Source organism: Porphyrobacter sp. HT-58-2 (assembly GCF_002952215.1).
GTDB lineage: Bacteria > Pseudomonadota > Alphaproteobacteria > Sphingomonadales > Sphingomonadaceae > Erythrobacter.
Window position 1 is genome coordinate 1380115 of the sequence record NZ_CP022600.1, and the last position, 11308, is coordinate 1391422.

Genomic DNA, 11308 nt, shown 5'->3' on the forward strand with positions numbered 1-11308 from the left:
GTAGAGAGAGGAAGGGGTCGCCATGTTCCGCTTGATTGCTGCCGTTCTGGCGCTGCTGGGTCTCGCCGCGCCGCTCGCTGCTGAGGAGCAAGGGCGGCTCATCGAATATGAACGCGTTCCCGCAGCAGGCCTACCCGACCAGCGCCTGACGATCTGGCTGCCGCCCGGCTATGACGCGGGCGACGCGCGCTATCCGGTGCTCTACATGCACGATGGACACAACCTGTTCGATGTGAAGAACAGCAATTTCGACAAGATCTGGGCGGCGGACAAGGCGATGCTGACCGTCGTCGCCAGCGGCAAGGTTGAACCGCATATCATCATCGGCATCTGGGCGCCTGGGGCGGACCGGCACCGGCAATATCTCCCCCGCAGCCTCTATGAAGCGACCAGCGGTTCGCTGCGGGCGCAGATGAACATGATGACCAGTGGCGGTCAGGTGATCTCCGACCGCTATCTCGAATGGATCGCGGGACCGCTGAAATCGTGGGCTGATGCGAGCTTCCGCACCCGTCCGGGGCGTGACGATACCGCCATCGTCGGATCGAGCATGGGCGGGCTGATGAGCTGCTATGCCTTCCTCGAACGCGCCGACGTGTTCGGGCGGGCGGGATGCATCTCCTCGCACTGGCCAGCGTTCGATCCGCGCGCCGTGACGGCAGGGGGCGACGAGGCCGGGCTGGCGGCGCTGTGGGACGCTTGGTTCGCGGCAAGGCTCGGCCAGCCTGACGGGCGCCGGGTATGGATGGACCACGGCACCGCGACGCTTGATCAGTTTTACGCGCCCTATCAGCAGGTCATTGACGCAAGGTTCGCAAGCGCGGGCTGGCAGAAGGGCCGTGACTGGGAGAGCAAGGTCTACGAAGGCGCCGAGCACGAGGAAAACGCCTGGGCCGCGCGCCTGCCCGAGATTTTCGGCTGGCTGCTGGCGAAGCGCGATTAACGCAAGCCGAAAGCCTCTTTCGCCAGCGTCTCCACCACCGCCTTGTCGGGCGCGCCCTTGGGGGAGACCCAGCTCCCGCCGACGCACAGCACCGGATCGAAGGCGAGCCATTCGGGCGCGTTCTCAAGGGAGATCCCGCCGGTCGGGCAGAAGCGGACATTGCCGAAAGGCGCGGCCAGCGCCTTCAGGGCGGGCAGGCCACCCGCCGCCATCGCCGGGAAGAACTTGAACCGGTCAAGCCCGAGATCGAGCCCGCGCATGATGTCGCCCGCATTGGCAATGCCGGGCAGGAACGGCACACCCGCCGCAATCGCCGCCTTGCCCAGCGGTTCGGTGAGGCCGGGCGAGACGATGAACTCGCTCCCCGCTTCCAGCGCCGCGTCAAGATCACGCGGGTTCAGTACCGTGCCTGCGCCGACAATCGCGCCAGGAACCTGCTTCATCGCCCGGATCGCATCGAGCGCGGCCGCGGTGCGGAGCGTGACTTCGAGCACGCGTAATCCGCCTTCCACCAGCGCCTCGGCCAGCGGGACAGCGTGGGCCACATCCTCGATCACGATCACCGGAATGACCGGCGCGGTGCGCATGATGGCGTCGATATTCATGGCCTCACATCCCCCCGGTGGCTAGCATCGCGCTGGCACCCTGTTCGGCCCCGTCGGCAAAGCGGCGCATCATGCCGAACAGTTCGCGCCCCGTGCCATGCTCGGCGCGCGGATCAGGCGCGGGCTCGCGGCTAGCAAGATCGGCGGTGGTCGAAAGTGCGCCCGTCACTGCGCAGACCTTGACCATGTCGCCATCGCGCAGCCGCGCCAGCGGGCCGCCGCCCAAGGCTTCGGGCGTGCAGTGGATCGCATTGGGCACCTTGCCGCTCGCGCCCGACATGCGGCCATCGGTGACCAGGGCGACCTTGAAGCCCCGGTCCTGCAACACGCCGAGCGGCGGGGTTAGCTTGTGCAGTTCGGGCATCCCGTTGGCGCGCGGGCCCTGGAAGCGGACGACGACGACCACATCGCGGTCCAGCTCGCCTGCCTTGAAGGCGGCGGCGACGGCGGCCTGATCCTCAAACACGCGGGCCGGGGCTTCGATGGTCCAGCGGCTTTCGTCCACTGCCGAGGTCTTGAAGCACGCGCGGCCCAAATTGCCGGTGAGCAGGCGCATCCCGCCATCGGGCTTGAACGGATTGCTGACAGGGCGGAGCATCGTGTCGTCCATGCTCGGGCCAACCTCGCGCCATACCAGCTGCCCCCCGTTTTCAGTGGTGCCATCAAGGCCGGGTTCGCGGGCGTAATCGGAGAAGTCCCCGCGTCCGACGGTCAGGATGTCGCCGTGGGCAAGGCCCGCCTCCAGCAATTCGCCGATCACGAAGCCCATGCCGCCCGCATTGTGGAACTGGTTCACATCGCCCGAGCCATTGGGATAGACGTGCGCGATCAACGGGACGGCGCTGGAGAGTTCCGAAAGGTCGTCCCAGTCGAAGATCACCCCTGCCGCGCGTGCCATGGCGGGCAGGTGGATCGCATGGTTGGTCGATCCGCCCGTCGCCAGCAGGCCGACCGCGGCGTTGATCACTGCCTTTTCATCGACGACGAGGCCCAAGGGGCGGTAATCATCGCCCTTGCGCCCGATCTGGGCGACCCGGTGCACCGCCTCGCGGTCGAGCGCCTGACGCAGCTGGGTGCCGGGCTGGATGAAAGCGCTGCCGGGAATGTGCAGGCCCATCATCTCCATCATCATCTGGTTGGAATTGGCGGTGCCGAAGAAGGTGCAGGTGCCGGGCGAGTGATAGCTCGCCATCTCGCTCGCCAGCAATTCGGCGCGGGTCGCCTTGCCTTCGGCGTAGAGCTGGCGGACGCGCTGCTTTTCCTTGTTGGGAATGCCGGTGGGCATCGGGCCACTCGGCACGAAGATCATCGGCAGGTGGCCGAACCTGAGCGCGCCCATCAGCAATCCGGGAACGATCTTGTCGCAAATGCCCAGCATCAGCGCGCCGTCGTACATCGCGTGGGATAGCGCGACCGCCGCCGACAGCGCGATTACGTCGCGGCTGAACAGCGACAGTTCCATCCCCGTCTCGCCCTGCGTCACCCCGTCGCACATGGCAGGCGTGCCGCCCGCGACCTGCGCGGTGGCGCCGACTTCGCGGGCGTAGATCTTCAGCCGGTCGGGATAGCGGCCATAGGGCTGGTGGGCCGAGAGCATGTCGTTGTAGCTGGTGACGATGCCGATATTCGCGCCGCGCCCTGCGACCAGCGCCGCCTGATCCTCTTGAGCACCGGCATAGGCGTGGGCGAGGTTCGAGCACGAGACGGCATTGCGCTCACCCATGTTGTCGCCTTCGCGGCGGATCAGATCGAGATAGGCGCTGCGGGTAGGCTTTGACCGTTCGATCACCCGCTGCGTCACCTTGTGCAGGGTGTCGTGAAGGGGCTTACTCATGCCAGGTTACTCCGTCGCGTTCTGCCAGCGCGATGGCCGCGCTTGGCCCCCAGCTGCCGGCGGTATAGGTCTTGGGGGTCAGGCCTTCCTCGCTCCACAGGCTGCGGATCGCATCGACCCATTCCCACTGCGCTTCCACCTCGTCACGGCGGACGAACAGAGTCTGGTCGCCCTCGACCAGATCGAGCAGCAGGCGTTCATAGGCAATCCGCCGCACCGCGCCGGTGAAGGCATCGGGCATGGCAATGTTGAGCGGCACGGAGCGCAACCGGATGCCCTCACGGTCCAGACCCGGCACCTTGGCCATCAGCGAAAGGGTGATGTTCTCTTCGGGCTGGATGCCGATCACGAGCCGGTTGGGCTGCATCGTCGCGCCCTTTCCGGCGAAGATCGAGTGCGGCACTTGAGCGAACTGGATCACGATCTCGGTCACGCGCTTGGGCAGGCGCTTGCCGGTGCGCAGGTAGAACGGCACGCCCTTCCAGCGCCAGTTGTCGACATGCGCCTTGATCGCGACGAAGGTCTCGGTGCCTGATTCCTTGCCCAGTTCCTCGTCATAGCCCGGCACCGCCGCGCCATTGATGGCCCCGGCGCGATATTGCCCTGTGACAGTCTCGCCGCTTTCGACCGGACGCAGGGCGCGCAGCACCTTGACCTTTTCATCGCGCACCGCGGTCGCATCGAAATGGGCCGGTGGCTCCATCGCCACGAGCGCGAGCAGTTGCAGCATATGGTTCTGCACCATGTCGCGGATCGCGCCGGCATCGTCGTAGAAGGCAACGCGCCCTTCGAGGCCGACCGTCTCGGCGACCGTGATCTGCACATGGTCGATGTGGGCGGCATTCCACAGCGGTTCGAACATGATGTTGGCGAACCGCAGTGCCAGCAGGTTCTGCACCGTTTCCTTGCCGAGATAGTGGTCGATCCGGAAGATGCGGCTTTCGGGAAATGCCCCCGCCACCGCATCATTGATCTCGCGGCTGCTCGCCAGATCGGTGCCGAGCGGCTTTTCGAGGCACATGCGCACATTCTCGCCCGTCAGCCCCGCCGATTGCAGCCCCTTGATGGTGGGGCCGAACAGGCTCGGCGCGGTCGAGAGGAAGATCGCGAGGCCGCGCGCAGGCGTGCCGACCTTCTTCGCCAGATCGTCGTAACCTTCCAGCGTGGTCGCATCGAGCGTCTGGTAGACGAGGCGGTTGAGGAACCCCGCCATGCGCCCGCGGCGTTCGGCGGGGAGATACTTCTCCAGCGCCGCGCGGGCGAAATTGCGGTATTCGCTGTCGCTCATGCTGCTGCGCGCGGTGCCGATGATCTTGAGATCGGGCGCAAGCAGCCCGTCGGCGTCGAGCGCGAACAGGCTCGGCAGCAGCATGCGCTGGGCAAGGTCGCCGGTGGCTCCGAACAGCAGCAGGCGGTCAGCGGTGAAGCTCATGCAAATGGCCCTTTTCCTCGTGCGCCCTACCTAGGCGCACGGGGAATTATCCGCCAGTGGGCGCATACTTATTCAAATGCGCTGGCGACCTCCGGCCCGTCTGCAGCCGGCTTGCGCGCGAACACCCCGAACCCGGCGATGATCGCATAGCACGCCGCCGGCAGCACCAGAGCGAAGGCGAGGCTGGTCGCATCGGCCAGCGCGCCGTACATCGGCGGGATGATCGCGCCGCCTGCAATCGCCACGTTGATGATCCCCGATCCGTCCGCCGCGCGCGGCCCCAGCTTCTCGCAGGCGAGGGAGAAGATGGTCGGGAACATGATCGCGTTCATCAGGCCGACCGCGAGCAGGGTGTAGCCAGCAACCGGCCCGGTCATGTTGGCGGAGATCGCGATCAGGGTGATGGCACCCGCAGCGACAGCCGCGAGCGTCAGGCCCGGGCTGACGAAGCGCAGCACCAGCGACCCGATGAAGCGGCCGATCAGCGCGCCGAGCCAGTAGAGCGTCACCATCCAGCCGATCACGCTTTCCGGCTGGCCGAGGATTTCTTCCTGCGCCAGATAGTTGATGATGAAGCTGCCGATCGCGACTTCCGCGCCGACATAGAGGAAGATGCAGGCCGCGCCGTAGCCGAACCGCGGGCGTGCGAGCAGCGCGAGGCCGTCGGCGAGGCTGGTGTCCTCGTGCTTTTCGCCCTTCAGCCGGTTGCGGAACATCCACACCGCGCCCGCCACCAGCGCCAGCGCGGCGGCAAGGCCGAGATAGGTGCTGGTGATGATCGCGCTCTCGGTCTGGCGATAGGTCTGCAAGGCCTCGCCCGACAGGTCGGCGGCGGTGACATTGGCAATCGAGCCGAGGATGATCCCCGCGCCCACCAGCGGGAACAGCGTCGTGCCGAGCGAATTGAACGCCTGTGCGAAGGTCAGGCGGCTGTGGGTCGTGCGCTCCGGCCCGAGCAGGCTGATCAGCGGGTTGGCGACGATCTGCACCAGCACCACCCCGGTCGCGAGCACGAAATAGGCGAACAGGAACATCGGGAACAGCGCGGTCTGGCTCGCCGGGATGAACATCAGGCAGCCCGCCATCATGGTGACAAGGCCCGCCACCGCGCCGCGCATATAGCCCAGCTTCTTGACCAGCCGCGCGCCCGGGATGCCGATCACGGCATAGGCGATAAAGAAGCAGAACTGGACAAGGCTCGCCTCGAAGAAGTTGAGCGTGAACAGCTCCTTGAGCTTGGGGATGATCACATCATTCAGCGACGTGATCCCGCCGAAGATGAAGAACAGCGCAAAGACGAAATAGTTGAGGCCCGGCGCATCGACCTGCGGTGCGTCCGCGTCTGCGCCTTGCGCATAATCCCCCACTGCGCCCGCACCCGGTGCCAATGCCATGCTGTGTCTCTCCCCATGTCGCTTTTCGTTGCGAACGTTCACAATCCGCGCGCTTGCTCAGATTTGCAAGAGCCTTGCGCACAAATCCAGTGCGAATAGCAATGCAGCATCAGCTTGCGCGCGGGCGCCTTCCCGCCCTAGAAGCGTGGCCCATGAACGGGGGACCGAAGAGACGGCCGACATCCTTCGATGTGGCGGAGCGGGCGGGCGTCAGCCAGCCGACCGTCAGCCGGGCGCTGTCCGGCTCCCCTGCGATTGCCGAGGCGACCCGCCGCAAGGTGATCGCAGCGGCAGAGGCGCTGGGCTATTTCGTCGATGAACGCGCCGCCCGGCTGCGCCGCGGTTCGACCGGCACGCTCGCGGTGGTGGTGATCTGCCGCGAAGGCGACAGCGCGTCGAGCATCAACCCCTTCGCCTATGCCCTGCTGGGGAGCGTGTGTGTGGCTGCGTCCGAACGCGGGTTCGAGACGCTGGTGAGCTTTCAGGCGCGCGAGCAGGATTTCTTGGGCCATTATCAGGAACAGGGCCGGGCCGATGGGCTGGTGGTGATCGGCACCACCACCAACAGGCAAGCGTGGGAATATTTCCGGTCGCTGGAGAGCGAGACCCGCCGGGTCGCCTATTGGGGATCGCCCTTCGACGAGCTCGAATGGGTGCGGTCCGACAACCACGCTGCGGGGGTTCTGGCGGTCGAACACCTGCTGGGCGCAGGCTATCGCCGCCCGTGCTTTCTCGGCGCGCTGAACACGCCGCAGGTGCAGTTCACCGAACGTTATGAAGGCTATGCCCAGGCCATGCGCGCCGCCGGGCTGGAGCCGTGTCTTGCCCCGACGGTCAATGCCGCCACCCGCGAGGAGGAAGGCCGCCGCGCCGCGCGCCGGTTGATCGAGCGGGGCGAGGAAGTGGACGCGGTGTTCGCCGCCTGCGACGCGATGGCGCTGGGCGCGATCGAAGCCTTTGCCGCTGCCGATATCGCCGTTCCCGGCGCGGTGGGCGTGATCGGCTTCGATGATCTGGTCGCCGGCCGCTTCAGCCGCCCGCCGCTCACCACCATCGCCCCCGACCCGGCCGAAGCGGGCGCGGCGCTGGTCGAGGCGGTGCTGGAGGATGCCGTCGAGGCCCGCCGCCGCGTGCCGGTCAAGCTGATCGTGCGCGGCAGTACCGCGCGCTGATTATGTTCCGCACGCCCTCCGGCGTGCGAAATCCTCGCTCATGCGGCCTGAAGGCCGCGTCGCTGCGGGCGGCCGGTCGGCCTTGCGGTCGCTGGGCGACCGATCAGTCCTTCCTTGCCGAGCGCGGGGAGGATCGGGATTACCCGTGCGCGCCGAACTCGTTCGCGATGGCGGTGGCAATGCGCAGGCTCAGTTCGTGCGAACGCGCAATCGGGGTGATGAAATCGCGCTCGATCGCGCCATAGCCTTCCTCGCCGCCGTCGGGATAGTCGGAAGGCTCGTCCAGCGGGAAGTCGCGCGGGCCGGGCACCCTGACGGGGAAGGCGCGCCGCAATTGCGCGAGCGCTTCCTCCACCCGCAAGGTCAGCACCATCTCGATCACATCGCGGCGGCTGATGTCGTTCGCTCGGCTGAAGGCGGGGACGGCAACCGCTTTCAGGAACATGTGCTGGAGCAGCGCCAGCCGCAGCGCCTGCAACACGCCGATGCGGCGACGCACATGCTCGCGGCCCTCGTCGGGGGCTTCGCCGGGCAGCAGGTCGAGCAGGCGGTGAAGCTTGATCGCGTCGATCCGAAGGCGTGAGGCGAGGCGCCGGAACACCCCCGTCCGGTCATCGCCGACAAGGTATTCCGCGAGCGCGGCACAGCTTTCCGAAAGGTGGCTCTCGGTCCCGCGATAGGTGCGGCTGGCCCAATAGGCCGAGTTGAACAGCTCGCCATAGGCCGCCACGGTCTTGATGCTGCCGAGCGCATTGGCCGCCTGCACCAGCCGCATGATCTGTCCTCCGCGCGGAGATTCTACAAGTAAAGCAGCGATTTCCTCGCGGTTGGCTTCGGCTGCGCTGCCGATCCCGGCGATGACGTTGACGGGGTAGCCGAGCTGCTGGAGGATCGCATTGTGCGGGATCGCGCGGATCTGCCTGAGGCTCATCTCGCGGTCGGCGTTGATGTCCGATTGGCGGCGGGAAACACGGCTGCCGGTGGGGTTGAGCAGGCCCAGCCCGAATGCGGTCACCGCGCGGGAATAGGTGCGGCTGGCGAGGTGATCGCCCTGATGCTCCTTGATTGCGCGGTAGAAATCGAGGCTCAGGTCGGTGCGGTGGTAAAACGGATCGGCCGGTGCGGCGAGATCGGTTTCGGCCGGACGCAGTTCGGCGATGCGGGTGAGCGTCGCCAGCGCCAGGTCCGCCGTGGCGAAGAACAGGTAGCCGTCGCCGCCCTGGAAACTGACCTCGGGCTCCAGCCGGATGCCAGCCCGCGCAAAGCGCCGCCGCGCCCAGGGGGAGAGCGGCCATTCGAGCCGGTCACGAAAGCTTGCCGGATGCGCGCCGCGGCCCATGCTCTCGCCATGGGTGTTGAACACCAGCGCCGCCACATCGCCGAGGCCATTGGCTGCCATCGCCTCGGCAAGACGGCCCTGAAGGCGCTCGATGGCAAGGCTCGCCGGAATCTGCCCGACAAAGCGCCCGGCGTCCGAAAACCCGGTCTGCACCGCCACGCGGCCCCGTTGCCGCGCATAGGCGCGATAGGCCGGTTCTGCCAGCAACGCATCGAGGAACCGCCCGCCATGTTCCAGCGCGGTCTCGGTCTCGAACAGGGGTGAGACATCGACCTTGTCCTCCACCCCGAACAGCTTGGCGAAATAGAGCGCGGCGAGCACCGTGGCGGGCTGTTCGCACTCGGCCACCAGCATCCGGATCGGCGCATCGGCATCAATGTGCTTCACAATCTGCGCCATGGCGAGGAACTGGCGGATTGCGGTCGAACTTTCCGTCGCCAGCGCAGCGAAATTGGTGCGCAGAGGCGCCGCTTCATCGACCATGCGGCGCAGGGTGACGATCGCGCCCTTGCTGGCCAGGTCGATGACCTCGCCTTCGGGCAGACGACGGCGGACGGCATTGTGGAGCTGCTTGGCGTTCACCCGGAAGTGGATCCAGCCCATGCCAAGCCCGTCGGCGCGCATCGACGCCGCGAGCGTGAGAAGGCGCACTGCGCGTTCGGATGGCGCACCCTCTGCCTCGGTCTCCAGCGCGGCGATGATCGGCGCAAGCGAAAGCAGGTTGTCGGGGCTGTGGGTCGTCAACCGGTTGGCAGCGTCGGCCAGCGCCTCTGCGCTCGAGAGGTCGCCTGCGAAATCCTCTGCCCGGGCAGCGGCAAAGGCCGCAGCGGGCTTCATCGTGGCGAGCAGGGGGTGGGCGGCATCGAGAGCCTCCAGACTGGCGGTGTAGCGCGCCAGCCGTTCGGCCTTTTCGGCGAGACGGAAGGCAATCGAGGTATGCCAGCCGATATCGGTACGACCGTCCATGTCGTAGCCGACCCAGCTGGCAAAGCGGAACGGCAACGGGCGCAGGCTGCGCCATTCCTTCGGCCAGCGAGACTGGGCTTCGGTCAGCAACCGCGCGACGATTACATCGCGCGCATCCTGTGCCTGCGCCATTGCTGCCATCGCTGCGTCATGCTCATGTGCCAGCGTGACCGGCGTGCGCGTTGCCGGAACGGCGCAGGCAGCGTCATCGACCGCGCCGGTTCCCGACGCAGCTGCGGCAACGGCTTTCGCCTGCGCAGGTGTGAGCAGGAAGGTCGGATGCGCCGTGAATACGACGTGCAAATGCGGCCGCTGCCAGCGAGCGGCGAAGGTTTCGAAATCGTCCTCATCGCCTGCAAGCGGCGCGGTTTCAGCAGCCGGAGCCAACAGGCTGCGCAGCTTGTGCGCGCGCGCCTTCAGCCCTTCGCATTCCAGCTCCGTTACCAGATGGGTGAGGTCATCAAGGCTGACTTCGCCTCCTTCCAGCGCGCGCGACAGATCGAGCGAAAGCTGGAACACCGGGTTGAACAGCGGGGTTTCCCGCGTGCGCTGGTGCAATTCGCCCAGCCGGGCTTCGAGGGCGGCAAGGGTTTTCATGCGTGTTCCGAGGCAAAGGCAGCGGCCGCGCCGAACAGGCCCGGCTGGGGGTGGACAATGAGCTTGACCGGGATCGCGTTCATCAGGCTTTCGAACCGTCCCTTGGCCTTGAACCGCGACCCGAAGCCCGACGAGAGCAGCGTCTCGCGGATACGGTAGCCGAGGCCGCCTGCGATCACGACGCCGGCAAAGCCGCCCTGCGCCAGCGCGAGATCGCCCGCAACCGAACCCAGTGACAGGCAGAACCGGTCAACGGCGGCGGCGGCCAGCGAGTCCTCGCCGCTGGTGCCGAGGCCCCAGATGGTGATGGCATCCAGCTCCGGCACGCTGCGCCCTTCCAGGGCGGCGAGGGCTTCGTAGATGTCGACAATGGCGGGGCCTGCCACCACGCGCTCGACCGAGACGCGGATATGCCTTTGGCGCAGGCGGGCGAGGATCGCATCCTCGATGGAGTCGAGCGGGGCAAAGTCGATATGCCCGCCCTCGGTCGCCTGCACCCGGTAATCGCCACTCGCGGAGCGATAGAGATGTGCCACGCCAAGCCCGGTGCCTGGTCCGATCACGCTGATTGTGCCCTCACGGCCGAGCGGCTGGTCGGGGCCGGCAAGGTGCAGGAACTGGCTGTCGTCCGCCCGCGCCACGGCATGGGCCACGGCGGCGAAGTCATTGACGAGGGTGAAGCGTTCGACCCCAAGCTTTTCATTGATGAGCGCGGGGCGGATGATCCACGGATTGTTGGTGAAACGGATCACCGGATTGGGGTTGCCGGGGCTGCCGACCGGTCCTGCAATCGCCATGCTGACCGCCGCAGGCAGCGTGCCGCCCTTGCGGGTGCGGAAGGCTTCCCATGCGGTCTGGAAGCTGGCGTGATCGGCAGTGTGGAGCGTTTCGGGTTCGTCGAGACTGATCGCGCCATCGCCGCCGATGCTGGCAATGGCGAAGCGGGCATGGGTCCCGCCGATATCGACCACCACAACGTCCTGCATTGCTCTCTCCCCCGTTCCGTGCATCAGCGGGAGAGGCAAT

The 11308-nt window shown here is 66.8% G+C and carries 8 protein-coding genes; 2 read left to right on the plus strand and 6 right to left on the minus strand.

Features of this window, described 5'->3' with window-relative positions; genetic code table 11:
• Positions 1-22: 22 nt before the first annotated feature.
• The gene (locus CHX26_RS06555) at positions 23-943 is read left to right on the plus strand and encodes an alpha/beta hydrolase (protein WP_104941678.1); all 921 of its coding nucleotides are present in this window, start codon (positions 23-25) and stop codon (positions 941-943) included.
• Here CHX26_RS06555 and eda read toward each other — a convergent pair.
• From eda to CHX26_RS06575, 4 genes are all read right to left on the minus strand, one after another.
• Positions 940-1548, minus strand: a complete 609-nt coding sequence (gene eda / locus CHX26_RS06560; RefSeq protein WP_104941679.1) for a bifunctional 4-hydroxy-2-oxoglutarate aldolase/2-dehydro-3-deoxy-phosphogluconate aldolase — start codon at positions 1546-1548, stop codon at positions 940-942. The two genes, CHX26_RS06555 and eda, sit on opposite strands and share 4 nt — an antisense overlap.
• A 4-nt stretch (positions 1549-1552) precedes the next feature.
• A complete protein-coding gene (gene edd, locus CHX26_RS06565; RefSeq protein WP_104941680.1) occupies positions 1553-3382 on the minus strand; it encodes a phosphogluconate dehydratase in 1830 nt (609 codons plus the stop codon).
• Positions 3375-4814 carry a glucose-6-phosphate dehydrogenase gene (gene zwf, locus CHX26_RS06570; RefSeq protein WP_104941681.1) on the minus strand — a complete coding sequence of 480 codons (1440 nt, stop codon included), beginning with the start codon at positions 4812-4814 and terminating at the stop codon, positions 3375-3377. Before zwf ends, edd begins: the two co-directional genes overlap by 8 nt.
• A gap of 68 nt (positions 4815-4882) precedes the next feature.
• The gene (locus CHX26_RS06575) at positions 4883-6208 is read right to left on the minus strand and encodes a sugar MFS transporter (RefSeq protein ID WP_104941682.1); all 1326 of its coding nucleotides are present in this window, start codon (positions 6206-6208) and stop codon (positions 4883-4885) included.
• A 152-nt stretch (positions 6209-6360) separates the two neighbouring features.
• Between CHX26_RS06575 and CHX26_RS06580 the strand changes: the two genes are divergently transcribed.
• A complete protein-coding gene (locus tag CHX26_RS06580; protein ID WP_104941683.1) occupies positions 6361-7380 on the plus strand; it encodes a LacI family DNA-binding transcriptional regulator in 1020 nt (339 codons plus the stop codon).
• Positions 7381-7519: 139 nt separating this feature from the next.
• Here the strand turns inward: CHX26_RS06580 and CHX26_RS06585 are convergent, their stop codons facing one another.
• Entirely contained in the window at positions 7520-10282 is a 2763-nt protein-coding gene (locus CHX26_RS06585) for a phosphoenolpyruvate carboxylase (protein ID WP_104941684.1), read from the minus strand.
• The gene (locus CHX26_RS06590) at positions 10279-11268 is read right to left on the minus strand and encodes a glucokinase (RefSeq protein ID WP_104941685.1); all 990 of its coding nucleotides are present in this window, start codon (positions 11266-11268) and stop codon (positions 10279-10281) included. Before CHX26_RS06590 ends, CHX26_RS06585 begins: the two co-directional genes overlap by 4 nt.
• Positions 11269-11308 lie beyond the last annotated feature (40 nt).

Bases quoted from the DNA above. Each gene is read 5' to 3' on its own strand.
- CHX26_RS06555 (WP_104941678.1), top strand. From the start codon at position 23: ATGTTCCGCTTGATTGCTGCCGTTCTGGCGCTGCTGGGTCTCGCCGCG.
- eda (WP_104941679.1), bottom strand. From the start codon at position 1,548: ATGAATATCGACGCCATCATGCGCACCGCGCCGGTCATTCCGGTGATC.
- CHX26_RS06590 (WP_104941685.1), bottom strand. From the start codon at position 11,268: ATGCAGGACGTTGTGGTGGTCGATATCGGCGGGACCCATGCCCGCTTC.
- CHX26_RS06575 (WP_104941682.1), bottom strand. From the start codon at position 6,208: ATGGCATTGGCACCGGGTGCGGGCGCAGTGGGGGATTATGCGCAAGGC.
- CHX26_RS06585 (WP_104941684.1), bottom strand. From the start codon at position 10,282: ATGAAAACCCTTGCCGCCCTCGAAGCCCGGCTGGGCGAATTGCACCAG.
- CHX26_RS06580 (WP_104941683.1), top strand. From the start codon at position 6,361: ATGAACGGGGGACCGAAGAGACGGCCGACATCCTTCGATGTGGCGGAG.
- zwf (WP_104941681.1), bottom strand. From the start codon at position 4,814: ATGAGCTTCACCGCTGACCGCCTGCTGCTGTTCGGAGCCACCGGCGAC.
- edd (WP_104941680.1), bottom strand. From the start codon at position 3,382: ATGAGTAAGCCCCTTCACGACACCCTGCACAAGGTGACGCAGCGGGTG.